This is a genomic window from Streptomyces fractus, from assembly GCF_049844455.1.
Taxonomy (GTDB): domain Bacteria; phylum Actinomycetota; class Actinomycetes; order Streptomycetales; family Streptomycetaceae; genus Streptomyces; species Streptomyces fractus.
In genome coordinates, this window is sequence record NZ_JBMYHI010000002.1 from 8385697 (window position 1) to 8410693 (window position 24997).

20 protein-coding genes, 1 tRNA gene and 1 pseudogene are annotated in these 24997 nt (G+C 69.0%); 10 read left to right on the forward strand and 12 right to left on the reverse strand.

Annotated features, from left to right (window positions below; genetic code table 11):
* Positions 1 to 145: 145 nt before the first annotated feature.
* The 5 genes and pseudogenes from ACP4E5_RS40155 to ACP4E5_RS40175 form a co-directional block, all read left to right on the forward strand.
* Positions 146 to 740, forward strand: a pseudogene (locus tag ACP4E5_RS40155) (ATP-binding cassette domain-containing protein); the annotation flags it as partial.
* Positions 741 to 807: 67 nt separating this feature from the next.
* Positions 808 to 2562, forward strand: coding sequence for a sensor histidine kinase (locus ACP4E5_RS40160; RefSeq protein ID WP_425838252.1), 1755 nt, complete (start codon positions 808 to 810; stop codon positions 2560 to 2562).
* On the forward strand, positions 2559 to 3197 hold the full coding sequence (locus ACP4E5_RS40165; RefSeq protein WP_425842012.1) for a LuxR C-terminal-related transcriptional regulator: 639 nt from the start codon (positions 2559 to 2561) through the stop codon (positions 3195 to 3197). The genes ACP4E5_RS40160 and ACP4E5_RS40165 overlap by 4 nt, the downstream gene beginning before the upstream one ends.
* Before the next feature lie 321 nt (positions 3198 to 3518).
* Positions 3519 to 5045 carry a long-chain-fatty-acid--CoA ligase gene (locus ACP4E5_RS40170; RefSeq protein ID WP_425838254.1) on the forward strand — a complete coding sequence of 509 codons (1527 nt, stop codon included), beginning with the start codon at positions 3519 to 3521 and terminating at the stop codon, positions 5043 to 5045.
* Between the two features lie 106 nt (positions 5046 to 5151).
* Complete coding sequence (locus tag ACP4E5_RS40175) at positions 5152 to 5916, forward strand: sulfite exporter TauE/SafE family protein (RefSeq protein ID WP_425838257.1); 765 nt, start codon at positions 5152 to 5154, stop codon at positions 5914 to 5916.
* A gap of 37 nt (positions 5917 to 5953) precedes the next feature.
* Here the strand turns inward: ACP4E5_RS40175 and ACP4E5_RS40180 are convergent, their stop codons facing one another.
* Positions 5954 to 8041 (reverse strand): MDR family MFS transporter, encoded by a 2088-nt coding sequence (locus ACP4E5_RS40180; RefSeq protein WP_425838260.1) that lies wholly within the window; start codon positions 8039 to 8041, stop codon positions 5954 to 5956.
* A 452-nt stretch (positions 8042 to 8493) separates the two neighbouring features.
* Complete coding sequence (locus ACP4E5_RS40185; RefSeq protein ID WP_425838263.1) at positions 8494 to 8982, reverse strand: DUF309 domain-containing protein; 489 nt, start codon at positions 8980 to 8982, stop codon at positions 8494 to 8496.
* A gap of 126 nt (positions 8983 to 9108) precedes the next feature.
* Here ACP4E5_RS40185 and ACP4E5_RS40190 point away from each other — a divergent pair.
* A tRNA-Pro gene (locus ACP4E5_RS40190) sits at positions 9109 to 9182 on the forward strand.
* Positions 9183 to 10139: 957 nt separating this feature from the next.
* Here ACP4E5_RS40190 and ACP4E5_RS40195 read toward each other — a convergent pair.
* The 7 genes from ACP4E5_RS40195 to ACP4E5_RS40225 all read right to left on the reverse strand — a co-directional run bounded on the left by ACP4E5_RS40195 (position 10140) and on the right by ACP4E5_RS40225 (position 17786).
* Positions 10140 to 11393, reverse strand: coding sequence for an MFS transporter (locus ACP4E5_RS40195; protein WP_425838266.1), 1254 nt, complete (start codon positions 11391 to 11393; stop codon positions 10140 to 10142).
* On the reverse strand, positions 11390 to 11782 hold the full coding sequence (locus tag ACP4E5_RS40200) for a hypothetical protein (protein ID WP_425838269.1): 393 nt from the start codon (positions 11780 to 11782) through the stop codon (positions 11390 to 11392). Before ACP4E5_RS40200 ends, ACP4E5_RS40195 begins: the two co-directional genes overlap by 4 nt.
* 12 nt (positions 11783 to 11794) lie before the next feature.
* On the reverse strand, positions 11795 to 13288 hold the full coding sequence (locus ACP4E5_RS40205; RefSeq protein WP_425838272.1) for a long-chain-fatty-acid--CoA ligase: 1494 nt from the start codon (positions 13286 to 13288) through the stop codon (positions 11795 to 11797).
* A gap of 236 nt (positions 13289 to 13524) precedes the next feature.
* The gene (locus ACP4E5_RS40210) at positions 13525 to 15042 is read right to left on the reverse strand and encodes a hypothetical protein (protein ID WP_425838275.1); all 1518 of its coding nucleotides are present in this window, start codon (positions 15040 to 15042) and stop codon (positions 13525 to 13527) included.
* Between the two features lie 3 nt (positions 15043 to 15045).
* Positions 15046 to 16086 (reverse strand): alpha/beta hydrolase, encoded by a 1041-nt coding sequence (locus tag ACP4E5_RS40215; protein ID WP_425838278.1) that lies wholly within the window; start codon positions 16084 to 16086, stop codon positions 15046 to 15048.
* Positions 16087 to 16154: 68 nt separating this feature from the next.
* A complete protein-coding gene (locus ACP4E5_RS40220; RefSeq protein WP_425838281.1) occupies positions 16155 to 16829 on the reverse strand; it encodes a TetR/AcrR family transcriptional regulator in 675 nt (224 codons plus the stop codon).
* A gap of 156 nt (positions 16830 to 16985) precedes the next feature.
* Positions 16986 to 17786 (reverse strand): alpha/beta fold hydrolase, encoded by an 801-nt coding sequence (locus tag ACP4E5_RS40225; RefSeq protein ID WP_425838283.1) that lies wholly within the window; start codon positions 17784 to 17786, stop codon positions 16986 to 16988.
* 196 nt (positions 17787 to 17982) lie between these two features.
* On the opposite strand from ACP4E5_RS40225, the gene ACP4E5_RS40230 reads away from it, so the two are divergent.
* The gene (locus ACP4E5_RS40230) at positions 17983 to 18510 is read left to right on the forward strand and encodes a TetR/AcrR family transcriptional regulator (RefSeq protein ID WP_425838286.1); all 528 of its coding nucleotides are present in this window, start codon (positions 17983 to 17985) and stop codon (positions 18508 to 18510) included.
* 320 nt (positions 18511 to 18830) lie between these two features.
* Here ACP4E5_RS40230 and ACP4E5_RS40235 read toward each other — a convergent pair whose 3' ends face one another.
* The 3 genes from ACP4E5_RS40235 to ACP4E5_RS40245 all read right to left on the reverse strand — a co-directional run bounded on the left by ACP4E5_RS40235 (position 18831) and on the right by ACP4E5_RS40245 (position 21765).
* Positions 18831 to 20246: a hypothetical protein gene (locus ACP4E5_RS40235; RefSeq protein ID WP_425838289.1), complete on the reverse strand. Its 1416-nt coding sequence runs from the start codon at positions 20244 to 20246 to the stop codon at positions 18831 to 18833.
* Positions 20247 to 20341: 95 nt separating this feature from the next.
* Positions 20342 to 20971 carry a TetR/AcrR family transcriptional regulator gene (locus ACP4E5_RS40240; RefSeq protein WP_425838291.1) on the reverse strand — a complete coding sequence of 210 codons (630 nt, stop codon included), beginning with the start codon at positions 20969 to 20971 and terminating at the stop codon, positions 20342 to 20344.
* Complete coding sequence (locus ACP4E5_RS40245; protein ID WP_425838294.1) at positions 20968 to 21765, reverse strand: acetoacetate decarboxylase; 798 nt, start codon at positions 21763 to 21765, stop codon at positions 20968 to 20970. Before ACP4E5_RS40245 ends, ACP4E5_RS40240 begins: the two co-directional genes overlap by 4 nt.
* Positions 21766 to 21866: 101 nt before the next feature.
* On the opposite strand from ACP4E5_RS40245, the gene ACP4E5_RS40250 reads away from it, so the two are divergent.
* From ACP4E5_RS40250 to ACP4E5_RS40260, 3 genes are all read left to right on the forward strand, one after another.
* Positions 21867 to 22736: a 3-hydroxyacyl-CoA dehydrogenase family protein gene (locus ACP4E5_RS40250; RefSeq protein WP_425838297.1), complete on the forward strand. Its 870-nt coding sequence runs from the start codon at positions 21867 to 21869 to the stop codon at positions 22734 to 22736.
* 114 nt (positions 22737 to 22850) lie between these two features.
* Positions 22851 to 24200 (forward strand): hydantoinase B/oxoprolinase family protein, encoded by a 1350-nt coding sequence (locus ACP4E5_RS40255; protein WP_425838300.1) that lies wholly within the window; start codon positions 22851 to 22853, stop codon positions 24198 to 24200.
* Positions 24201 to 24492: 292 nt separating this feature from the next.
* Positions 24493 to 24642, forward strand: coding sequence for a hypothetical protein (locus ACP4E5_RS40260; protein ID WP_425838303.1), 150 nt, complete (start codon positions 24493 to 24495; stop codon positions 24640 to 24642).
* Positions 24643 to 24997 lie beyond the last annotated feature (355 nt).

Sequence of the window (24997 nt, forward strand, 5' to 3'; positions counted from 1 at the left end):
GAGCCTCTGACTTTCTCATCAGTCACCATCGCAACGCCGGGTTCGGCGTCGATCGGCCCGGTGGGCGGCGCGGCGCACGTGTGAAGAGTCCGCTATGAATCGTGTCAACCACCCTTGCTGGCACGGGGAGTTGACCCCATGGGGTGCGGGCTCTGCATTCCCGCTGAGCAACAGGGCCCCAGGGGGATTGACGACGCTCCTGAAGTGCGTCGCCGGGCTGCTGGCCGACCGGCGGCTCGGTGACGCTGGACGGCGCGCACGTCACGGGCCCGCGCCCGGGCCTCGCCGTCGTCTTCCAGGAGTACGGGCGCAGCCTCTTCCCATGGATGCGGGTCGCCGAGAACGACGAACTCCCGCTCAGGCAGCGCCGATCGACACCGAAGGCGGCCCGCCGCGCACGCGTCCCCGACCTGGAGGACCTGGTGCGCGGACTGTGGCGGGAGCGCGGGATGGCGGTCCTGTCCGTCACGCACGACATAGACGAGGCCGTGTAACTGGGGGAGCGGGTGCTGGCCCTGAGCGCGTCGCCGACCGTCGTCCTGGACGACGTACCCGTCGAACTGCCCGCCCTGCGCGACCAGTTGACGACCCGGGCGGACGCGCGGTTCACGGCCCTCAGGAGCCGGGTCCTGGAGCTGATCCGCGAGGGCGGCGGAGCGGGCGGCCGCGGGCCGCGGGACCAGGCGGCCAAGAGCGCCCGAAACACCGGCGAGCCCAGCAACCCCACCAGCCCCCGGTGACCCGGAGTGCCACCGTGCGCCCCGGACGATTTCCCCGGCCCGCCCCCGGATGCCTTACCGTGTGGCCGTGGACAGTCAGGGTGAGCGGGCGGTTCGGCTGCGCCTGACCGGGGCCGCGGCCCTCGCCGCAGTATCGGGCGGGGCAGGCGCGTGGGCGTACGCGCGCAGCGGCGCGTCCGCGGGGGATCTCGTACGGGACCTCGCGGTGGGCTGGGCGTACGTGGTCGCCGGCATCGTCGCCTGGCGGCGCAGGCCCGCCAACCACACCGGGCGCCTGATGGTGCTCGAAGGCGTCACCTGGTTCTTCGGCAACCTCCAGGGCACCGCGGTCCCCGCCCTGTTCGCCTTCGGCGCCTGGTGGGAGGCGCTGAACATGGCGGTCCTCCTGCACCTCATCCTGTCGTTCCCCGAAGGCCGCCTCACCACCGTTCTCACCCGCCGCCTGGTCCAGATCACGTACGGGCTCGTAGCCGTCGGCGGATTCGTGCGCACGCTCCTGTTCGACCCGGCGGCGCAGACCGGGGCGACGTACCTGGACTGCCGCGCGTGCGGGCCGAACCTGCTGCATGTGCCCGCCTGGGACGGGCTCTTCGGCCCGTTCGACGCCGCCTACCACGCGTCGGGCTGGGTGATCTCCGCCGTCGCCGCCGTCGCGATCGTGCAGCGCTGGCGGCACGCGTCCGCCGCCCGCAGGCGCGCCCTGCTGCCCGCCTGGATCGGCATCGCCGTCGCCACCGTGTTCCTCATGTGGGACATGCTGTTCTACGTGGTGCCGTGGTTCGGCGGAGTCGGCTCGCTCGCCGAGCAGGCCGTCTACCTGTTGTCCGACCTCGCCCAGATCGCCGTCCCCTTCGCCTTCCTCGCGGGACTGCTGCGGATGCGCCTGCAGCGCGCCGAGGTCAGCGGGCTCGTCATCGACATCGGCACCGACTCCGACCCGGCACGCCTGCGCGAGGCCCTCGTCCGCGTCCTCGGCGACGCGACGCTCCGGCTCGGCCTGTGGGACGAGGAGCGCGGCGGATACGTCGACGGATCCGGCCGCGAGGTCGGCGCGGAGGGCGCCGGGCGGACCCCGGTCGCCGCCGCCGACGGCCGCCCGCTCGCCCTCCTGCACCACGACCCCGCGCTCGACGAGGACCCCGAACTCCTGCAGTCCGTGGCCGCCGCCCTGCGCCTGGCCCTGGAGAACGTCTGGCTGCGCACGCGCGCGAAGGACGTCGCCACCCGCATCGTGGCGGCCGCCGACGCCGAACGCGGCCGCCTGGAGCGCGATCTGCACGACGGCGCGCAGACCCGCCTCGTCTTCGCCCTGATGTCCGTGCGCCGCGTGCAGAAGGGCCTCGCGGACCACCCGGACGCGTCGCTGCGCGAGGCCGCCGACGAGGCCGAGGCCGGCGTGCGGCACGCCATCGCGGAACTGCGCGGCATCGCCCACGGCATCCACCCCGCCGTCCTCACCCGCGACGGGCTCGCCGCCGCGCTGAGCGAGCTGGCCGAGGAGGCCTCCGTGCCGGTCGTCGTCGCGGCCGAGTCCCGCCGCTACGACCCGCTCGTCGAGTCCACCGCCTACTTCACCGTCTGCGAGGCCCTCACCAACGCGGCCAAGCACGCGGAGGCCCGGGCCGTCAGCGTCTCCGCCCGGCACCACGAAGGACGCCTCGTGGTGGAGACCATCGACGACGGCGTCGGCGGCGTCGACCTGGCGCGCGGCACCGGCCTGCGCGGCCTCGCCGACCGGCTCGCCGCCGTCGACGGCGTACTGCACATCCACAGCCCCGCCGGGGGCGGAACCAGAATCAGGGCGGAGCTGCCGTGCGGGTGATCGTCGCCGAGGACTCGGCACTCCTTCGGCTGGGGATCGTACGGCTGCTGACCGACGAGGGCATCGAGGTCGTCGCCGAGTGCGCCGACACCGCGCCGCTGCTCGCCCTGGTCGCCGAGCACACCCCGGACGCCGTGCTGCTCGACATCCGTATGCCGCCCACCCATACCGACGAGGGCCTGGTCGCGGCGGCGGCCGTGCGCGCGGCGCATCCCGACACCGGTGTGCTGCTGCTGTCCCAGTACGTGGAGACGACCGCGAGCGTCCGCGCGCTCGCCGGGCGGCCCGAGGGCTTCGGCTACCTCCTCAAGGAGCGCGTAGCCGACGCCGAGGAGCTGAGCGGGGCGCTCAAGCGGGTGGCCGCGGGGGAGACCGTCGTCGACCCGCTGGTGGTCGCCCGCCTCATGGACGCGCCGCGCCCGCCGGGCCCCCTCGACGAACTCACCGGCCGCGAGCGCGACGTGCTCGCGCTGATGGCCGAGGGAAGATCCAACGAGGCCATCGCGAACAAGCTGGTCATCGGCGGCAAGACGGTCGAGACCCACGTCCGCAACGTCTTCGCCAAGCTGGGCCTCGAAACGGACCCCACCGAGCACCGCCGCGTGATGGCGGTGCTGCGCTTCCTGCGCGGCTGAGCCGCGCTCCCCACCCCCGTGGGGAAAAAGTTCCGGCTACCCGCTCCGTCGGGCGACGCGCCACCCCCGTAGCCCCCGTGCTCCCCCGAACGTCGTCCGCGGAGCGGTGCCGGACCTCAACCGTAGGCGGCCCGACCGGCGCGGACATCAGGGCCAGCCCTGAGATCCGGAAGTGAGCCAGGGCACATACCGTGCGGTCGGGGTGGAGGCGTAGAGTCCCTCCAGGAAGACAAAACTAGCGTCGCTAATTAAGCGCTGTGGAGTCATCCCGACCTGGTCCACCGCCGAACCAGCAGTCAGTACGGAACGGAGCGCTTCTCGATGGCCACTCTCTCGCTCGCCGCGATCCTCGCCGACAACGCCCGCCGGCACCCGGACAAGACAGCCCTCGTCGCGGGCGAACTGCGCAGCACCTTCGCCGAGCTGTGGCTCGAGGTCCGCAAGCAGGCCGCCGCCCTCGCCGAACTCGGCGTCCGCCCTGGCGACAAGATCGCCCTCATGGCGCCCAACACCGCCGAGTTCCCGCGCGCCTACTACGCGGCCATCGCGGCCGGTGCCGCCGTCGTCCCGGTCCATCTGCTCCTGTCGGCGCCCGAGGTCGAGCACGTCCTCAAGGACAGCGGCGCGACGCTCCTGCTGTGCCACCCGGCGCAGGCCGAGACCGGCGAGGCGGCCGCCGATGCCGTCGGCATCCGCACCGTCGCCCTCGGCGCCGACGGCGAGCTGGAGAAGCTCACGCAGGACGCCGAGCCCATCGCCACGTACGCCACCCGCGACGCCGACGACGCGGCCGTCGTCTTCTACACGAGCGGCACCACCGGCGTCCCCAAGGGGGCCGTGCTCAGCCACCTCAACCTCGTCATGAACGCGACCGTCGACGCCTTCGACTGCAACGAGTACAGCCCCGACGACATCGTCCTGGGTGCCCTGCCGCTCTTCCACGCCTTCGGCCAGACCGCCTCCATGAACGCCGTGTGGCGGGCCGGCAAGACACTCGTCCTGATGCCCCGCTTCGACGCCGCCAAGGCCGTCGAGCTGATGGTCCGCGAGCACGTCACCGTCTTCCAGGGCGTGCCCACCATGTACGTCCACCTCCTCGCGGCGGCCGCGCAGGCGGTCGAGCAGGGCGCCGAACTGCCGCGCCTGCGCGTCGCGGTGTCCGGCGGCGCCTCGCTGCCCGTCGCCGTCCTCGAACGCTTCGAGGAACTCTTCGGCGCGCCCGTCCACGAGGGCTACGGGCTGAGCGAGACCTCGCCCGTCGCCGCCGTCAACCAGCCCTGGTACGGCGCGAAGGCGGGCACCATCGGCCACTCCATCTGGGGCGTCGACGTCGAGGTCGCCCGCGCCGAACTCGATGACCGCATCGAGCTGCTGCCCACCGGCGAACTCGGCGAGATCGTCGTCCGCGGCCACTGCGTCTTCTCCGGCTACCTCGGCCGCCCCGAACAGACCGCACAGGCCCTCGTCGACGGCTGGTTCCGCACCGGCGACCTCGGCACCAAGGACGAGGAGGGCTACCTCCGCATCGTCGACCGCAAGAAGGACGTCATCATCCGCGGCGGCTACAACGTCTACCCGCGCGAGGTCGAAGAAGTGCTGATGCGCCACCCCGGCATCGACCACGTCGCCGTCATCGGCCTGCCCGACGAGGTGCACGGCGAGGAGGTCTGCGCGGTCGTCGTCCTCAAGCCGGACGCCTCCCTGGACGCCGCCGAACTCACCGCGTGGTCCAAGGAGAACCTCGGCAAGCACAAGTACCCGCGCCGCGTGGAGTTCACCGACCGGCTGCCGCTCGGCCCGAGCATGAAGGTTCTCAAGCGCGAACTGCGCGACACCTACGCGGGTTGAGGCGTACGGGAGTTGGGGGCGTCCGGGTCCGGCGAAACGTAACCCGTATCACCATGTGACGCCCCTGACGTCGAACAGATGGTTGGGATTAGCATCTGTTCTCGCCATGCACGACATATTCGGGATAACCCCCTGGGAGTTCTCCGCCCTGGCCGCCGCGGCCATGGTGGTGGGGTTCTCCAAGACGGCCGTCAGCGGCGCCAATACGGTCAGCCTCGCGGTGTTCGCCGCGATCCTGCCCGCGCGCGCCTCCACCGGGGTGCTGCTCCCCATCCTGATCTGCGGCGACATCCTCGCCGTGCTCACCTATAGGCGGCACGCCCACTGGCCCACCCTGTGGCGCCTGTTCCCCGCCGTCGGCGCGGGCGTGGTCCTCGGCACCGTCTTCCTCGGCTTCGCGGGGGACGGGGCCGTACGGATGTCGATCGGCGTGATCCTGCTCGTCATGGCCGGCGTGACCCTCTGGCGCCGCAAGCAGGCCGCTGCCCCCGAGGCCGAGTCGACGCCGAACCGCGCGGCCCGCGTCAAGGCGGGCTCGTACGGGGTGCTCGGCGGCTTCACCACCATGGTCGCGAACGCGGGCGGCCCCGTGATGTCCATGTACCTGCTGTCGGCGGGCTTCAAGAAGCTCGGCTTCCTGGGCACCTCCGCGTGGTTCTTCCTCATCGTGAACTCCGCGAAGGTTCCGTTCAGCGTGGGCCTCGGCCTCATCGACGGCCGCTCGCTGCTCCTGGACGCCGCGCTCGCCGCCTTCGTCATCCCGGGCGCGGTGATCGGCCGGGCCTGTGTGAACCGGATCAACCAACGGCTCTTCGAGCAACTCGTCATCGCGGCGACGGTCCTCGGCGGCCTCCAACTCCTGCTGAACTGAAGGCCGCCACGTCCTGCTGGGGCGTCCTACTGGGGCCCTACATGGGCACGAGCGCCCGCTCCGAACCCGACTGGCTCGTCAGCCCCTGCGCCATGTCCTCGGCGAGCAGCCGCTTCGCGATCGAGTCGACCGCCACCCGCAGCTCCCCGTCCGCGGGACGGCCGACGTCGGCCTCGACCTTCTCGCTCAGCCAGTCGCCCCACGCGCGGTTGATGACCATGGACTCCCGGTGCCCCGCCTCGGTGTGCGAGAAGAACGAGCCCGTACGCGTCAGATAGCCCTCGTCGACCATCCGCTGGAACACCGGCACCAGCACCTCCGGCGGCACCCTGCGGCGCGCCGCGATCATGCCGAGGGTCGCGTGCCCGACCATCCGCGTGAAGAAGTCCACCTGCATCACGGCCCACGCGCCCGCGATGTCGAGCCGCGTCTCGGACGACTCCAGGATCTGCCGCGCGGTGTTCAGGTTGGTCTCCTTCACCAGGTTCGCCACGGCCCGCTCCAGCACATGCGAGGAGTCGCCGGACGACGGCTGCGCGAAGCCCTCGCCCATGTCGGCGGAACCCGCGCGCGCGGTGTCGCGCAACTGCACCTGCTTGAGGAACAGCGCCACCAGGAACCCGATGAGCGCCACCGGCACCGTGCACAGGAACACCGTGTGCAGCGAATCCGCGTACCCGTTGACGATCGGCTCGCGCGCCGCGTCCGGCAGGCCGTGCAGCCCCTGCGGGCTCTGTGCGGCCTTGGCCAGGACCTGCGGCGCGATCCCGGTCCCGGCCTGCGCAGCCTCCGTCACGCCCTGCTTCAGGTTCGGCTCCAGGCTGTTGGCGTAGATCGTGCCGAACACAGCGGTGCCGAACGAGCTGCCCAGCGTGCGGAAGAACGTGACACCGGAGGTCGCGGTGCCCAACTCCGCGTACTCGACAGTGTTCTGCACGGCGATCGTCAACACCTGCATGCACAGACCGATACCGAGCCCCAGGACGAACATGTACAAGGACTCGAGCCACGCACTGGTCGAACTGTCCATCAGGGACAGCAGATACAGGCCCAGCGCCATCACCAGGGCGCCCACGATCGGGAAGATCCGGTACTTCCCGGTCTTGCTGACCACATTGCCGGAGAAGATGGACGCGATCAACAGACCGATCACCATCGGCAACGTGCGTACACCCGAGATGGTCGCCGAGTCCCCGTCCACGTACTGCAGATACGTCGGCAGGAACGTCATCGCGCCGAGCATCGCGAAGCCCACGATGAAACTGAGGATCGAGCAGACCGTGAACACCGGGTTGCGGAACAGATGCATCGGCAGCGTCGGTTCCTTCGCCCGCGTCTCCGCCCAGCAGAAGAGGCCGAGCGCGACGACGCCGCCGACGAAGAGACCGATGATGACGCCCGAGCCCCACGCGTACTCGTTGCCGCCCCAACTGGTCGCCAGGATCAGGGCGCTCGCGCCGACGGCGACGAGCGCGATGCCGAGATAGTCGATGATCGGTTTCGCCGCCGACTTCACCACGGGGATGTTCCGGGCGGCGGCGATCACGACGAGGATCGCGATGGGAACGTTGACGTAGAACGCCCAGCGCCAGCTCAGGTGGTCCGTGAACAGGCCGCCGAGCAGCGGCCCGATGACCGTCGAGACACCGAACACGGCGCCGATCGCGCCCTGGTACTTGCCACGCTCGCGCAGCGGGATCACGTCGGCGATCAGCGCCATCGCCGTCACCATCAGCCCGCCGGCGCCGACGCCCTGCAGCGCCCGCCAGATGATGAGCAGCGACATGTTCGTGGCCAGGCCGCACAGGAACGAGCCGGTGATGAAGATGATCGCCGAGACCTGGAAGACGATCTTGCGCCCGAACATGTCGCCGAACTTGCCGACGAGGACCGTGGCGACGGTCTCCGCGAGCAGATACGCCGTCACCACCCACGACATGTGCGCCGCGCCGCCCAGTTCCGAGACGATCGTCGGAAGCGCCGTGCCGACGATCGTCTGGTCCAGGGCGGCCAGCAGCATGCCGAGCATGATCGTCCCGAAGACGATATTGCGGCGGCGTCTGTCGAGTACCGGTGGAGCCGTCTCGGCGGCCGGCGGCGGGGCTGCTTCTTCGATGGTCGTCACCCTCGCAGCGTCACATCGGGCCTGCGGCGGCGCATGTGGGTGGGGGCCGGACTGGTGACATGCGCGATTCGCTGCGGGAGGGGGTGCGTGCGGTGGGCGTCGCCTCGGGCGGGGCGCGTGCGCGGGGTGTGGTCTCGGACGGGGTCGCGTCGCCCTGGACGGGGCAGCATGTGCCGGGCGTCGCCTTGGGCGGGGTCGCATGTGCCGGGCGTCGCCTTGGACGGGGGCGCGGGCGGCGGGTGTCGCTTCGGTCGGTGTCGCGGGCGGTGGGTGTCGCTTCGGGCGGGATTGTGTGCGCGGGGCGTGGCCTTGGGCGGGGTTGCGTTGCCCTGGACGGGCCGCATGTGCCGGGTGTCGCCTCGGACGGGGCCCGCGCGCGGCCACCGCCTCGGACGGGCCTTGTGCGCCGGGCGTCGCCTCGGACTTGGTCCCGCGCGCCGGGCGCCCCCGCGTCAGTTCAGGCGCGGCGCGGCGGAGGCGGCATCCACGGGTCCGTCGCCGTGCTCCACCTCATCGGCCAGACCTTGCGCCCACCGCACCAGCCCCGCCGTGTCGAGCCCGGCCGGGGCAACGCCCTGCCACGCCGCGATGCCCTCCGCGCCCCGGCGCAGCAGCCGGGCGCCGCCTGTTGCGTTGCCGCGCGCGGCGTGCGTCAGGCCCACCGCGGTCTGCGCGAGGGCCCGCCACAGCCCGCGCTCACTATCCGGCCCCGATTTCCACGCGTCCTCGAACACCTCGTGCGCATGGAACGGCCGCCCGGCATTCAGCAACGCCTGCGCCTCCGCGACGCTCTGCGCGGCGGTCCGCACGACCCCTTCCGGCTGCCGCTCGACACCGGGCGTGCCGTAGGGGAGCGGCCGCCCGAGCCCGTCCCGGGGCCTGGCATTACGTGCCCGTCCCTCCTGGTCACGGTCCCGTTCACCATTGCGCGAAGTGCTCATCTCCCGATTCTCGCGCAGCCGCCCGCGAGCCCGCAGATCCGGTTTCAAACCACCCCTGAGCTTGGGGTATTGTTCTTCTTGTCGCCGCCGGAGGGCCGGAAAACACCGGGCCGGGGCAGTGGACATCGGGACGTGGCGCAGCTTGGTAGCGCACTTGACTGGGGGTCAAGGGGTCGCAGGTTCAAATCCTGTCGTCCCGACAGTTCGAAGAATCGAACGTCGCAAGTGAGGGGCCGTTTTCGAACGGCCCCTTTCTTGCGTCCAGGGGAGGTTGGGAGCGCTCTTCCTCCCATGTGGGTGGTCAAGGGGGCGTCGCGTCAATGCGGCGCCCGTTTCGGCTCCTTTCGTGGGGCCCGTTCGTGTCCCTGTCGCAGCCATAGGTTGACGATGTTGTGCAGGTCACATCGCTTTACCTGGGTTATGGGGGCGGAGGGTGTCCCCATAGCTGGAATTCGGTTATGGGGTCGGCGAATTGACGACCCCATAACTCGGGGAGCGTGTCCCCTTGACTGGCGGGTGGCGGATCTCGGTGCAGGATGTCGCGAGATGTTGAACGCGGTGGGGAACTGTGGGTGGACATCGGGGGACGTTGGGCGCTCGTCGGTGCGGGGCGGTGAGCCTTTGTCTGCGGGGTGGAGGACATCGGAGCCCCTTGGGCGCTCTCGGGGGCCGTGCGGGGACGGTGGGTCGGGCGGGCGTGGGACTTGGCGGGCAGCGGGGGCGTCCGTAGCCATGAAGGGTCGGGCGTTGAGGCGCGTAACGTCAGGGGGTGACGGCACGAAGTCGGGACATGTCTCCACGGCATGTCCCGGCTCCTAGGGTAGGTGTGACTGAGCTTTGTAGTTGGCACGTGCGGCCAACTACAAAGCTCAGCCTGTCGACGGCGCAGCGCCGTACACCCGAAGTGCCCGCCGTCAGGCGTCAGGCGGTCGTGGATGGTTGGTGCGCGGTGAGCTCCGCCCTGTGCAGCCAGTCGACGTACCAGCAGGTAAAGGTGAGCGACCGCATGCCGCTTGGTGAACTCGCGGAGCTCCTCGGCGGTCGCCAGTGCCCCGGACGAACGACGACTGCCGCGGCGACTTGGAGAGCCGCTCAAGCCCCGTCTGCCGGGTCTCAATTCCCGGCGGGCGTGGGGCGCGTGAGCGCGCCCGTGGTGGTCAGCGAACGCTGCGGATCGGAACGATGGCGAGAGCGCCGAGCACCGACAGCGCGCCGCCGACCAGGAACAGGCCGGGGTAGCCGCCGAGGTTGGCGATGACCGCGGAGGCGACGAAGGGTGCGACGATCTGGGGGCCGGCGCTGGCGATGTTGATGACGCCCATGTCGCGGGCCGCGTCCGCGGACTTGGGCAGGACGAGGGTGACGAGTGCGGTGTCGACGGCCATGAAGCATCCGAACGCCAGGCCGTTCAGCGCGCTGAACACGAGCATCCCGTCCCAGGTGGGGCTGACCACCGGGACGATCATCACGACGCCGGAGAGCGCGGCCGCGGCGCCGACGAAGAGCTTCCGCCGGTTCCAGCGGTCCGAGAGCACCCCGCCGATGACGGTGGACACGGCCATGGCCGCCATGGACACCGGCGTGAGGATCGCCATCGCGGCGGGTGGCGTCAGACCGGCTGGCAGCTCGGTGTGGTCGGCCAGGATGTAGAGCTGGTAGCTGAAGACGGAGAACCAGCCGAGCACCAGCAGGGCGCGTCCGATGAAGGCCCATCGGAAGTCGTGGTTGGCGAGCGCGGACAAGAACGTCGCGATCTGCTCGCGCAGCGGCACCGCCGGCAGCGCGGTGCGGCGCGGCTCGCGGCCGAGCACGGTCAGCAGGGCAGCGGCCACGGCGACGATCGCGCCGAGCGCCAGGTAGCCGGTGCGAGGCGTGCCGACCGTCGCCGAGGCGATCATCACGCCAAGCGTGCCGCCGACCGGGAGGCCGAGGCCGACCATCGCGGAGGCCGCGCCACGCCGGGCCGGGGCGATCCGGTCGGGCACGATGGCGGTGGTCGCGGCCTGGTATACGTTCATGGTCGCCTGGCCCAGGCACCACCCGATGGCCACCAGCAGCACGGTGTCGACACTTCCGAGGAGGGCCATCACGCCCAGCGAGGCGAGGGCCCCGCCCACAATCCAGGGACCGCGGCGGCCGGACCGGTCGGACAGGGCACCTGCGATCGGGTTGAAGACGGTGGCGAACACGGCACCGATTCCGCCGACCAGTCCCAGCGTGGCGACCTTGTGCGCCGGGTCGAGCTGGGCGATCTGGGTCGGGATCAGCACGCCTCCCACACCCAGGTAGAGGGCGAACATCGAGACGTTGGCGAGCGCCAGCAGGGCCATCAGTCCGCGTTGGCGGGACGGGGCGGCCGCTTCTTCGGCGGATGCGGATCTCGTCGGGTCGTCAAGCGTCGGTTCGGTCATGGTCGGCTCCGGATCTTTACGGCGCGCCAGGGTGCGCGGATGCGGTGGCGGAGATGTGCGGCACGTGTGGTGGGGTGGCAGGCGAACGGGCGCTGAAGGTGGTCGCGCGGGTGGGCGACCGCAGCGCCGGTTGATCGTTCACTGGGGTCAGAAAACTCGTTCAGAGCCAGCCGGGTGTTGCGGAGAACCCGCTGCTGGACAGGCTCGATCCCGCGCTCGGGGGTGTGGCGGAAAGTGGCACGGTCGGCGGTGATGAAGCCGGAGGCGTGTCGACCGGTGCGGGTCGACTCGCTCGTGGTCGGCTTGGCGCGGGCCTGATCGACACCGAAGCGGTGGCCATCCACAACGTCGTCGCTCGGAAACGGCGGCGAGGCGGGTTCACCGCTCACCAGTCACAACGGTCAGGGGGCCGGCGCGGTGATCCGGCGCTTGAGGATCTTGCCGCTGGGGCCCATCGGCAGGGCGTCCATCAGCCAGACGTGGCGGGGGTACTTGTAGGCGGCCACATGCTGCTTGGTGAACTCACGGAGCTCCTCGGCGGTCGCCAGTGCCCCCGGACGAAGGACGACTGCCGCGGCGACTTCCTCGCCGAGTCGTTCGTCGGGCACGCCGAGGACGGCGGCGAGGGCGACGGCGGGGTGCTCGTGGAGGACCTCCTCGATCTCGCGCGGATAGACGTTGTAGCCGCCCCGGATGATGAGGTCCTTCTTGCGGTCGACGACGTAGAGGTAGCCGTCGTCGTCCTGACGGGCGAGGTCGCCCGTGCGCAGCCAGCCGCTGGGGATGGCCTCGGCGGTGTCCTCGGGGCGGTTCCAGTAGCCCTTCATGAGGATGGGTCCGCGGACGACGAGTTCACCGACCTCGCCCGGGGCGACGTCGTTGCCGCTCTCGTCGAGCAGCCGTACCTCGACGTCGCGGACGGGGGTGCCGATGGAGCCGGGCTTGCGCGGGCGGTCGGGGTGGTTGAAGGAGACCACCGGACTGGTCTCGGACAGGCCATAGCCCTCGAGGATCACGCAGCCGAAGGTGTGCTCGAATGAATGCAGGAGTTCGACCGGCAGGGCGGCACCGCCGGACAAGCACATGCGCAGGCTGGAGGTGTCGGCCCGCTCCGCGCCAGGATGCCCGAGCAGCGCCGCGTACATGGTGGGGACGCCTTCGAAGACGGTGGCCCGGTCGCGGGCGATCGTGTCGAGGACGGTCTGCGGGTCGAACCGCGGGACCAGCACCAGCGTGGCCCCGCCGTGCACGGCGGCGTTCATGGCGCAGGTCTGGCCGAAGATGTGGAAGAGCGGCAGGCAGCCGACTACGACGTCGTCGGGGGTCAGCTGTTCCACGTGGGCGACGGTGGTCTCGGTGTTGTGGCGCAGGCCGGCGTGGGTGAGTGCGGCGCCCTTGGGGCGGCCGGAAGTCCCCGAGGTGTACTGCAGCACCGCCACGTCGTCCTCCGACACGGTGGCGACTTCGGGTTGCGGCACGTGGCCGGCCAGGAGCGAGCCGAAGGCATCCGGCTCGACGGACAGGAGCCGCACCCCCGCGGCCACCGCGCCCTGGGCACCCTCACCGGGGGCGAGGTGCCATTCGAAGAGGAGCACGGCACCGGAATCACGCAGGTGGTACTCCGTCTCCCGAGCCTTGAGCAGCGGGTTCATGGGTACGACGACGGCGCCGGCGCGCAGGATGCCGTAGTACAGCACGACAAACTCGGGCACGTTCGGCAGCGTCAGGGCGATCCGGTCGCCGATGCGGACGCCTTCGGCGCGCAGCATCGCGGCGGCGCGTGCGGACAGCTCGTCCAACTCGGCGTAGTCGACGGTCTTGGGGCCCAGCCGCAGGGCGGGTCGCTCGGGCTGCCGACGTGCGGTCCGTACCAGGTATTCCGCCAGATTGGACATAAAAGCCTCCGGGTTCGAACGGTTCGTCGGCACCATCAGACGCGAAGCCACCGAGCGGGGAATGAGGCCGTGCGCCGCATGGTGCGCGCGCTCCGGCGCGAGCCCGCAATCCGCACGCAGGCGCGCCTGTGTGGTCCGGGTCTGGCGGTATCGGAAGTCACGGCCTAGTGATCGAGGCCGTGGAAGGAGATGAGGTTTCTTGACGCACTCGGCGAACAGGCCGAGTACCGGGGGTTTCAGGCGACTTCCGGAGGCTCCATGTCGACACCGATGGGCGCGCCGGCTGCCCTGGCTGAACGGTCGGCGAGATAATCGCCGGAGAGTTCTGTCCTGGGCACCTTGTCCAATGCCGCCACGACGTCGCCGCAAGCGAGGCTCTGCCTTCGCAGGAGCGCGATGTCAACAGCGCTGCTGCCGAAGTGTGGTGCCCACAGTGACCAGGGTGCACTGAGGATGGAAGTCGTGGGAATCAGCTGCTGGTTGAAGTACGTGCCCAGCCCGCCGAACGACAACATCGCCGGCACTCGGCCCGGCACCGGCGTTCCCAAGCCGGGTGTCATGATGACGCGCTCCAGCCGACGGTGTGCCACTGCTTTCGAGACCGCGGCGCGGATCGGTTCGCTCGGCCCGGCCGCCCACAGGACTGGTTCGGCATGACCGGTGAAAGCGAGTTCCCGTCCAGGCATACCGTCCGGAGCCAGCACCGGGACCAGCTCTCGTGCACCCAAGTGCTCGATGGGGAAGGCGAAGGCTACGGTGCCCTCGTCGTACTCAGCGTCCAGGCGCTTGGCGTACCGGAGCGCCCCTTCTCGCGAGATGTGCAGGTGAGCCGAGGTGAACGAGAATTCGAGCGTGCGCTCCAGCGGGCGCTCGGCGAAGTATCGGGCCAGAGCGAGGAGAGCCGCGATGCCGTTGTCCTGCACCCAGGTGTTGCCGTCCGTGTGCGTGACCAGGACGATTCGTTCCTTGCTGCGGCCCGGCAGCGTGCCGAACACGTTCCGCGTCCGTGCCGGTCCGACGTCCGCCGACACTGCGAGGTGGGCCGTCGCCCCGGTCATGGCAAGCAGCCGGTCGCGCTCTCTCACCCCGACGAACGCCGCGGGTACCCGGTAGTGCGTTCCCTTGTGCGGCTCGAAGTAGCCGGAGACCTGCTCTCGAGGCAGGTCGAACGCGAAGATGACGCCGGCGGCGCCCGCCTGCCCGGCGGCCAGCAGGTCGTTGTGCAGGATCGTGTCGGCGAAGCCGGGGCGATCCCACGCCTGGTGTCGCAGCGACTCCATGTCCGGGCTGACGTGCAGGGCGGGTCGGAGCAGCTGGTCGTAGGGCATGCTCAGGTCGGGAAAGTCGCGCAGGACGATCTTCCCGGCACAGGCCGGCCCGATGTCCTGTGCTCGCTCCAGGTGAACGAGTTCACCGCTGCTGCTCCCCGGCCTGCTGTAGGGCACGGCGCCGGCGATCTCGATCCGGTCGTCTGCAACGCGAAGCACGCCCGCGCTCGCCAGATCCCCAGACGGGGAGGGCGCCCAGCCCAGGATGGAGTACTCGTCGGTTCTGACGACCATTCCTGGCACCGCCTGCAACTCCTCCTCGACCCAGGAGATGAGGCGCTCGTGTGCCGGGCTCGCCGTACCACGCAGGCCCGCCGCGCCGATCCGCTCGCACCAGGATGCCAGCCGTGTTTCGCTGGCGAAGATCGTCTCGTCGATGCCCACGGCAGCGATGTCGTCTTGCCTGGTCCCGAGCAGCCCACTCACGTTTCAGTCCTCCTTGGCGAAGCGTGCGATGTTCGCCGCCGCGTCGCGGCTGATGTCGGGGCAGGCGATGGTGAAGATCTCGGTGTCGTGGACGGTGCCCATCGCTTGGTAGCAGCGGGCCGTGCGGCCGGCGCGCAGGAGAAGCCGGTAGAAGGCGATGCCCTCGTCACGCAGGGGGTCGCACTCGTTGACCGTGATGACGGTCGGCGGGAAGCCGGCCACGTCGTCCTCGGTGGCGAAGATCGGCCAGGCGAGCGGGTTGCGGTTCTCCCACTCCTTGATGCCGTAGGCCATGAGCGGCCGGTTCCCCTGCCCGGCGATGATGATCCCTTCGTTCTCGACCGTGGAGGGGAACCGTTCGTCCGGGATCACGCCGACGAGAAACGGGCACATCGCGTACAGACCGCGGACGAGGCCGGTGTCGCCGTCCCGGACCAACTGCAGGCCGGTGGCGAGGGTGAGGTTCCCTCCGCCGCTCTCGCCGGCCACGATCACCCGCGCGGGGTCGATGCCGAGAGCCGAGGCGTTGTCGATCACCCAGCGCAGGCCGGAGACGCAATCGTTCAGCCCGGCGGGGAACGGCGCCACCTCCGCCTCCGACGTCGACGCTACAAGGCAGTTGCGGAAATCGACGCTGGCGACCGCCACACCCTGATGAGCGATCGTGCGGCACCAAGCCTGGGTCACTGGGTCGAAGGCCGACCCGCTCTGCATGCCGCCGCCGTGGATGTGCAACACACAGGGCAGCGTCTCGTCGGTGTCGGGGCGGAGGTAGTTGATCCGCACCGTGTTCCCGTCGGGCACCGAGGTGAACGACAGCGTCTCGCCGCGCAGGCCCGCGGTGGGAACGGCCTGCTCGCCGAACAGTTCGGTGTAGGCGGTTAGCCGCTTGTCCCGCATCTCTTTCTGAGCGTCGGAGTTGGCCTCGTCGAGTAGTTCCTCGCGGGAAGCGACGTCGAGGAGCCGCGGCGGCTCGGGAATCGCCCCGACCGGGCTCGCCTTGATGCGCGGGTCGATGCGCGGGTCGTCAAGGAGCTTGCTCATGATGGCCGTCCTCCGGGTTCGGCGAGCGGCCTGCCGCCGCTCACCGTGTCAAATGATGTTTGGGAGACTTACCGATCCGCTGGGGTCTGCAGTTCACGTCGCAGGGATTCCCCCAGTTCGCGATAGCTCTGGACCAGATCTATGGCGCCTGGATCGAGCAGCCACTGCGTCTGCAGCCCGTCGAGCGATGCGATGAGGCGGCGGCTGACCGCCGGCAAATCGGCGTCCTCATGGATCTCTCCGCGGAGTTGGCCGGTCTGCAGGGCGCGCTGGAGCGCATCCCTCAGATCGCGGTATCGCTGCATGAAGAAGTCATGCGCCGGCTGCTCTGCCGCGAGGTTCTCGGCCACCAGGACGGTAAACAGCTGTGACAACCCGGCCCTTCGCGTGTTGTGCTCGGCAAGGAGATACAACCGGTCGAGCATCCCCAGGCCTCCATCACCGATAATCTCCGCGATGAGCGGGGAGTCCTGCTCGCTGCGATACCTGATCACAGCCTCCAGCAGTGCCTCCTTACTGCCGAAGTGGTGCAGCAGACCAGCCTGGGTGACGCCCACCTCGGCGGCGATCCCAGCCAGACCGGTACCGCGATATCCGCTCTTGGAGAAGAGCTCTGTGGCTACCTCAAGGATCTGTTCACGACGCTTCCGCCCTCGCTCGAGCGTCTCTTGCGAGGTGTGCTTCTTGCGCTTTGGCTCAACGATCGCGTTCGTTTCATCGTGCTCTTGGGCCGTATTGCTCATCCCGTGTTGCCTTCCTGCAACTCTGCAAGGGAGCCGGTGCGGGCGCTGATTCCCCAGAGGGAACCAGCCGGAAAGTCGCTCACGTTGTTCTCCCGAAGTGCGATGGTTATGCGACTCCGCATACCTACCGTGCGTGGGTGGAAAGGTTTGATCCGTTCATTGTGCGCACTGCATTCGATGGGCGGCCAGGAAGTCGAGGACTACCTTGTTCCCAAGGCAGTCGACGCTTTCCAGGTAGTTGTGACGAGCACCTGGGAGATTGACGAACTCGGCTCCCGTGATGAGTTGTGCCAGTTCTTCTCCCCACGAGTGAGGAACGGTGCGGTCGTCGTCACCATGCAGGACCAGCGTCGGGACGTCGAGGTCGCCGAGGCGCGATCTGTTGCGATACATCGCAATGGCTTCGTCTTGCGCCACCAAGCCATCGCCGACCAACGAGGTACTCCTCATGATCCGCATGTCCTCGGCAATCGCTTCGCGGTCGGTGCGGGGTGCGTACAAGGAACGGCGCAGCATCAGATGTCTCGCCCAATGAGGCGTATGGCGCATAGTGAACGCCGCCAGCCGGGAGAACTGGGGTCGCTGTACGTCCGTCTGGCTTCCCGTACAGCCGAGAATGAGGGTGTGGACCCGTTCGGGAGCGGCGAGGGCGATCTCCTGGGCCGTCATTCCTCCCATGGATATCCCGTAGACATGGGCTCGTTCGACGCCGGCCGCGTCCAGGACGGCCAGTGCGTCCGCCGCGAGATCCGGTATGCCGAGCGCGCCACCGGGCCATTCGGTTCGACCGACACCCCGGTTGTCGAACACGATGGTCCGGTAGTGCGGAGCCAGAGCCGCGACGGCCCGATGCCACATGCGGGAGTCGAAGCCATGTCCCATCGCCAGCAGCACCGGCTCGCCCGAACCCTGCTCTTCCCACCACACGCGGGTATCACCGTTGCCTGCGTACACCATCGCTTACTCCAGTCTGGCGGCTCGCCTGCTCACCCTGCTCTCAGCAGGCTGTTCTAGTTGGCGAACATACCTACTGAGCACTTAGTAGGCAAGTAGGAATAGCTAAGGCGGATCAGTGCGGGTGGGCCGACGGAGATCCTCCGGGGAGTCCCGACCTCCGCCCACCAACCGAGGGCAGCAACGTAGACGGCGATTGATGGCGGTTGGAGCACTCCGGCCACAGCTTGATCGTGGAAACACCGAACGGCGAACAGGCCGACTACTGCCTGCACGGCCTCGGCTGATTCCGAACGGAGTGGTACAGCGTCAGCACAGCGACCGCGGCCCCGGGCGCGTCGGCCTGAGCGAACAGCACCGCCTTGCGGGCTGGGTACCAGGCGGACGACGCAGCATCGAAGTGCGCTCGGCTGTCCGTACGGCGACCCTGGAGCTTCTTGCAGAGGCCGCCCCCGAGAGACTGAGCATCGCCGAGGTGGCAGCGCGGGCAGGAGCGCACGAAACGTCCATCTACCGGCGCTGGAAGACCCGGGAACGGCTCATCCTGGACACGATGATCGAACACCGCGCCGAGCTGCTCAAGGCTCCCGGCACAGGAGCAGCACGCGGGGACCTGGTCGCTCTGGGGCAGGAACTCGTCGACTACGGGACCTCTCCGCTGGGCGAGGCACGCATACGAACCCTGGCCGCCAACAACGACGACAGTGATACCGCACGGATCCGATGACAGTTCCGGGCAGCCGGCTGCGACGAGTGCCGGATTCTGGTGGAGCGCGCCACGGCCCGAGGCGAACTCCCCGCCTCCGCAACAGCCGTACGCTGCTGGAGATGTTCATCGCGCCGATCCACTTCAGGCTGCTCATGACTGGCGAACCCCTGGGCAGTCATTTCCTGGACCTGATCGCCAACATAGCTGTCGCGGGCATCTCAGCAGCCCATCCGGCCTGAGCGCACACCTGGCGGTCAACTCCCGCCGTTCCGAGCCGCCGTGAGGGAGTGTCTGAATTGACACCCGCGTGCTGGCGGGGAGCTGAGGGCGCTCCGGGGTCAGTGCTGGGTTGCGACGAAGCGGAGGGTCTGGAGGCCGGCGAGGGCTTTCCTTGCTTTCGTCGGCAGTGTGACCGTGCCGAACGAGGAGCTTTCGGCGGGTCCTACCAGATGGGCCAGGAGGCGGCGGAAGCTATCGATCTGGCGGGTGAGGGTGTCGATGTCGACGAGGTCTCCCTCGAGTTCCGCGAGGAGGTAGAGGGGGCCGGTGACCAGTGCGATGGCGGGAATGCGCTGGTCGTGGAGGGGCTCGCCTTCACCGAAGTGGATGAGCTCCCCTGGCTTCAGGGGAGTTGCGGAGTCGATGGTGACGCCGCTCCATGTCGAGCGAGTCAGTTCCGCCAGTTCGCTTGTCGTCGCGTACAGGATTTCCGGCTCGAGTGTGCCGTCGGATTCGTAGCGTCCGGAGGCCGGGTTGATCCGGAAGTGCTTGGCGCCGAGGTGCTCGATGGCCAGACCTGCGACGGCCGTGAGGCCCTCGGTGTCGGGGGACCAGAGTTCGGGGTGGGCGTCGAGCCACGCGGTCGTCGCCTGCCCGTGCTCGGTGACTGCGGGGATACGCAGGTGCCCGGCGGTGTAGACGAAGACGACGGTCCTGTTGTGGGGGGTGGCGGCCGCGTCGCGGGCGAGCGCGAGGAGTCCGAGGTGCCCGTTCTCTTCGACGGCGTTTCCGCCGTCGCTGTGCGTGACGACGAGGACGGCTTCGTCGGCTTGGGGTCCGGTTCCGGGGGAGACGGCCCACAGGGTGTCCATCGTGGTGCCCGGGGTCTTGGTCGCGTCCAGGGTCAAGGTCGCCGTGTCGCCTCGTTTGGCGGCGGCGAGAACGGTGTCGCGCTGGGATTCGGGGATCCAGAGGGCTGGGATGCCCTGGTAGTCGCGGGTGAAGGGCAGGTACTGCCCTCGTGCCGCGCCGTCCGAGAGCCCCCTCCAGACGCCGATGACTCCCACGACGCCGGCCTCGCGGGCTTTGGTCAGGTCGGTTCCGGCGAGTTCGGAGCCGACGACGGGATTGGTGAGGGTCTCGAAGGGGAGCTCGCCGGACCAGGTGTCGAAGACGAGTTTCGAGGGCACGTCGAGGTTGTGCACGTCGAGGACGGCGATCTTCCCGGCGGCCGCTTTCCAGTTCTTGTGCAGGCCGGTGACGAGTGTCAGTGGTGCTGTGGCTCCCTGGGGTCCGGTCTCGCCGGAGTAGGGCCAGACCGAGGAGAGGGGAATGTCCTCCTGGCCGATCGTGAGGGCGCTGCTGCCGCCCGCACTGTCCCATCGCTCGAAGGAGTGGGTGTCGCGCTCGACGGTGTAGCCGAGCGTGGAAAGCCCGGCCGCCACATCCTCGATCAGGGTGCGGTGGGCATCGTTGCCGGAGTAGCGCGGTCCGAGCTCATTCAGTCGTCGGATCTGGGCTGCGTAGTCGGTCATGCTTTTCTCCTCTTCGCTGAAGTTCTCACGCGGGTTCGTCGATGGCAGGAAGCCGCGCTGCTCTGTCAGGCGAGATCAGCCGCCTGGGCAGGGGCTCACTGGTCGGTGGTCAGGCCGAGGATCACGCCCCGGACGGCAGCTTCGCGGACGACTGCGGGCTCGTCGTAGAACGGGGACTGGGTGATCGCGCCGACGTTGGCGGCGATGACGGCCCGGGTGAAGGTCTCCGGGCAGTCCAGCGGCCGGCGGCCGGCGAGTTCGAGTACGCGCAGCAGCAGGGGCTGGAAACGCTCACGGAACTGCTCGGCGTGCTCGCGCAGCACACCGGCCATCTCCGGCCGGTGCTGGGCCTGCCCGGCGAAACCGGCGCGGACGGCGAACCACTGCGGGTCCGCAGGCAGCGCCTGCAGCATCGCGTTCACGATGGACTCCACGCAGTAGTGGGCGCGCTCGGAAGGAGACGCGTCGAAGACCAGGGTCTCCAGTTGCTGCTGGACCTCTGCATTGCGCTGCTCATAGAGGGCGAAGAAGACGTCGTCGACGGTCTTGAAGTTGGAGTAGAAGGCGCCGCGGGTGAACCCGGCACGCTCGCAGATCGCCTCGACGCTGACATTGGTGGTGCCCCGTTCTGCGAACAGGTCGGCGGCCGCGGCGATCAGATGGGCACGGGTCTCCGACCGCCGGCGGGGCGGTCGCGCGGGCGTCTGAGGGGTCGGATGGGTCATCGGCCCGCCTTCTCGGTCAGCTGGCGCAAGCCCGCGTCGTGGTCGGACTGCGCACTGTCTCGCAGGTAGTCGTAGACGGAGGTCACCGGGCTGAGGGTGAGGTCGGTGACGATGTGACTTGCAGCGATGATCTCAAACACGGGCAAATCGGCCAGTGGAGCCATGGCGTGCTCGAACAGCTGCAGCCGGGCCGGCCCGGTCCACGCCCCCTTGATCACGATGTCGGTGATCTCGGTTCGGACCAGGTCCGAGGCGCGCAGCTGCCCGGTGAACACGTTGGGTACCTGCTTGAGCGCGAAGGTGGGCACAGTGATCTGCTTCCGGGCCTCGTCGAGGTCGAGGGCCTGCCATTTGTAGGGCATGGTCGCGGTGGCCACCCGCTGACCGCCGTGGTCGAGCGTGCCGACGAGCGCGCCGGTGTCGGTGACCAGCGCCGGGTTGCCGGTCACCTTCGGATAGGCGCTCAGCTCCCGGCCGGCGACCGTGGCGGCGAAGTTGTCCAGGTACATGGCGTGCAGGTACTCCCCACACTCCCCGTCGAACTCCACGGCGATGGCCTGGCCGCACTCCAGGTAGGGGCCGTAGCCCTCGACGTCGCCCATCTTCATCACCTCGAACCGCACCAGCGGTTCGGGCAAACGCAGCGGCTCGGGCACCACGGCGCGCAGCGCCTGGGGATCGGTGCGGTAGACGACGTTGAAGTACTCCCGGTCGGTGAACCGGGTCGCCCGCATCGGGTAGACCGGCGCCGCCAGCGGCGTGACTGCCTGGCGCACCACTTCTGACTCGCGCACTGCGCATCACTCCTTGTGATACAAAACGTATTGAGTACATTATGTACTGAGACTGTGTGCCAGGCAACCAGCCGAGCCGGACAACACCAAAGGAGACCCTGATGGTCACCGCTTCCCGTGAGACCACCAACCGCCCCGTCGCGGTAATCGGCGGAGGCACCCTCGGCCGACGTATCGCACTGATGTTCGCCTCCGGCGGCGGGCTGGTCCGTGTCTTCGATCCGTCCACCGACGTCCGCACCGCGGCCCTGGACTACATTGGCGAAGCGCTGCCGCAGGTAGTCGCCGCGCGTCCCGGCGCCCGCGAGGGCCGGGTCACCGGGGTCGCCACACTGGAGGCCGCGCTGGCCGATACGTGGCTGGTCATCGAGGCGGTGCCCGAGCGCCTGGAACTCAAGCGCACCCTGTTCGCCGACCTGGACCGGATCGCCCCGCCCGACACCATCCTGGCCAGCAACTCCTCCTCCTACGCCTCCCGGCTGTTCATCGACCGGGTGCAGCGCAGGGAACGGGTACTGAACATGCACTTCTACATGCCGCCGACGCAGAATGCGGTCGACCTGATGAGCGACGGTGCCACCGATCCCGCGATCATCGAGCTGCTCAAGGCCGAGCTGCCACGCTACGGTGTGCACCCCTTCGAAGCCCGCCAAGAGAGCACCGGCTTCATCTTCAACCGGGTATGGGCCGCAGTGAAGCGCGAGGCGCTGGCGGTCGTGGACGAAGGCGTGACGACACCAGCGGAGTTCGACGCGATGTTCCAGGTGAACACCGGCGCGTCAGCCGGGGTCTTTCGGATGATGGATCAGATCGGCCTCGACGTCGTCCTCGACATCGAGAATCACTACGCAGTGGAGAACCCGCACCTGCCCGAGGGGCCCCGCCGACTGCTGCACGAGTACGTCGACGCCGGCCACCTCGGCGTGAAATCCGGCCGGGGCTTCTACAACGACTACGCCGTCGGCACCTGACCGACCGCCCGGGCGACAGCCCGCCTCAGCGCCGTCCGCGGACCACGGCATGCAGCGCTTGCGGACGACCTGCCACAAGCCGAAACGAACGGGCCTTGACGCCGCTGACAGCCAGTGCTCAGCCGGTGGTTGATTCCGTTGACCACCTGCCGTGATCACGCCACCGGCCTCCAAGCTTCGGCGTCCGATCCGGAAGCAACGGCTCAATCCACACCCATCGCGCGGCTCACCTTCCTCGACCCGCGCGCCGCTGACAACTACCCCAACTGGGACGCGGTGGCCGACAACACGGTGGCGGCGCTGCGCACCGAGGCCGGCCGCACCCCGTACGACAAGGGCCTGACCCACCTGGTCGGGGAACTGTCCACCCGCAGCGAGGACTTCCGCGTCCGCTGGGACCTCAGCGGTTCGTCACGACAGGCCCGAACCTGCATCAACGGCGCAGCCCTCGATGCCAAGACGGCCATCGGCGCGGGGCTGAGCATGCTCCTCGCGGTCGAAGCCCCCTTTACCTCGGGGAACTTCCGTGGCATCGACGTGGTGCTGCCACCGGGGACGGTCGCGAGCGCGTTGCCGCCGGACGGCGTCGTGTTCTTCTTCTGGGAGGTCTCGTCCGCGATTCTGTCGGCCCTCAACCTGGCCTTGCGCCACGCCCTCGGGGACCGGTCCTTCGGTGGCGACTTCGGATCAACTGGTACGCACAACGCGCAGGGTGTTCATCCCAGCGGGGAGCCGTGGGGAACGATGGCGGAGTGCGGAGGCGAGTACGGGGCGTGGGGTGCCAGCCGAGCAGGCGACGGCGATGGCTACAACACGCTCTACTTCGTCAATATGCTCTCGCCCTCGACAGAGGGCATCGAGAGCAACGTGCCCGCGATGGTGTTGCGCAAGGAGTACCTTCCCGACACCGCCGGCCCGGGATTCAACCGTGGCGGCGCCGGAATGGTGAAGGACATTCGCTACCTCCAGGAGGCCGAGCACTACACGATGCCGTTGCGCTTGAAGGCCCCATCGGGCACCGGGGTGTACGGGGGATCCGAGGGGCGCGTCGGTGGTGTGTGGATTTTCGATCAGGAGGGCGAGTCGAACGCGCGCCTCCCGGGCACGGACAGTGCGGCATATGCAAAGGCGACGCCGGTCGCCGGAGTCCTCGACCCGGAGACCAACTTGCCCTCGGACCAGGGGATTTACCACTACTTCGGACGGGTGGCCACCTGGCCCACGGGGCAGGGCGCCACCTTCCGCTACCACACCAACGGTGGAGGCGGCTGGGGTCGACAACTGCAGCGTGACCCCGAGCGGGTCGCACGGGATGTCCGCAATGGCTACGTCACCATCGAGGGAGCGGCCCATGACTACGGGGTCGTCGTGACCGGTGACCCGGTGAACGACCCGGAGGGCGTGAGCGTCGACGTGAAGGGCACGCGCATCCTGCGGGAAAGCGGCACAGCCGAATCGGCTTGACGCCGAGTGATCAGGACCTGACGGGTGATGGTTGCGCCGCCGGAGCGGCGCGGTGGGCGATGAAGTGTCGTGGTCCAACGCCTCGGTGGCGAAGTCCGCGCCGTGGGCGGTGCGGACGACGCACGCGGAGCGTGTCGAAGCCCTGGCGCGCGTGTGCCGCTCGAGAACTGATCGCTGCTGGTCAAGCGGGTCGCGCCGCGCAGCGTACGAGGTGCAGACGGCTTGCTGGTATTCGTTTATGAGGCCACCGAGAACCCGTCGTCTCCCGATGTCGCCGAGACTGGTGCGGTCGATGTTCGTTGTAGTGTTCTGCGTTCTCGAGCAGCAGGATCACGGCGTGGGCCTCGATGCAGATCAGAACATGGTCGAGCAGTTCTCAGCGGAGGGTGCCGACGAGGCGCTCGCTGACTATTCGCCCGTGGCGCCTGTGGCGGGGACTTGAGGTTTTCCACGTCCTCGGCTTCGAAGAGCGCGTCGAAGGAGTTGGTGAACTTCGAGTCCCGGTTCCGGATGAGAAACCTCAGCTCCTCCAGCCGCGTGTCCAGCTGGACGGCCAGGTTCCTCGCCTGCTGCGCGCCCCGGGCCTCCGGTCGGATGAGCCGTTGCTCCAGCCAGTTGCAGACGCCGAGTTTCATGGTCGACGAACACCAGGATGTAGACGGTAACGGCCTCGATGTCTCAACCTCCTTGCCTGTACGGGCAGTTGAGTTTCGGACAAGGGGGGACTTGTTCCGGTCAGTGTGGTGAAGGGTGCCAAGGATTCGTGATGATTCCTGTTTGCCTGGCGCGAATTGCGC

Coding starts and splice junctions, on each gene's coding strand:
- ACP4E5_RS40240 (WP_425838291.1), bottom strand. CDS start 20,971: ATGACCCATCCGACCCCTCAGACGCCCGCGCGACCGCCCCGCCGGCGG.
- ACP4E5_RS40205 (WP_425838272.1), bottom strand. CDS start 13,288: ATGTCCAATCTGGCGGAATACCTGGTACGGACCGCACGTCGGCAGCCC.
- ACP4E5_RS40175 (WP_425838257.1), top strand. CDS start 5,152: ATGCACGACATATTCGGGATAACCCCCTGGGAGTTCTCCGCCCTGGCC.
- ACP4E5_RS40260 (WP_425838303.1), top strand. CDS start 24,493: ATGTTCGTTGTAGTGTTCTGCGTTCTCGAGCAGCAGGATCACGGCGTG.
- ACP4E5_RS40215 (WP_425838278.1), bottom strand. CDS start 16,086: ATGAGCAAGCTCCTTGACGACCCGCGCATCGACCCGCGCATCAAGGCG.
- ACP4E5_RS40230 (WP_425838286.1), top strand. CDS start 17,983: ATGGCGGTTGGAGCACTCCGGCCACAGCTTGATCGTGGAAACACCGAA.
- ACP4E5_RS40225 (WP_425838283.1), bottom strand. CDS start 17,786: ATGGTGTACGCAGGCAACGGTGATACCCGCGTGTGGTGGGAAGAGCAG.
- ACP4E5_RS40220 (WP_425838281.1), bottom strand. CDS start 16,829: ATGAGCAATACGGCCCAAGAGCACGATGAAACGAACGCGATCGTTGAG.
- ACP4E5_RS40170 (WP_425838254.1), top strand. CDS start 3,519: ATGGCCACTCTCTCGCTCGCCGCGATCCTCGCCGACAACGCCCGCCGG.
- ACP4E5_RS40250 (WP_425838297.1), top strand. CDS start 21,867: ATGGTCACCGCTTCCCGTGAGACCACCAACCGCCCCGTCGCGGTAATC.
- ACP4E5_RS40195 (WP_425838266.1), bottom strand. CDS start 11,393: ATGACCGAACCGACGCTTGACGACCCGACGAGATCCGCATCCGCCGAA.
- ACP4E5_RS40185 (WP_425838263.1), bottom strand. CDS start 8,982: ATGAGCACTTCGCGCAATGGTGAACGGGACCGTGACCAGGAGGGACGG.
- ACP4E5_RS40235 (WP_425838289.1), bottom strand. CDS start 20,246: ATGACCGACTACGCAGCCCAGATCCGACGACTGAATGAGCTCGGACCG.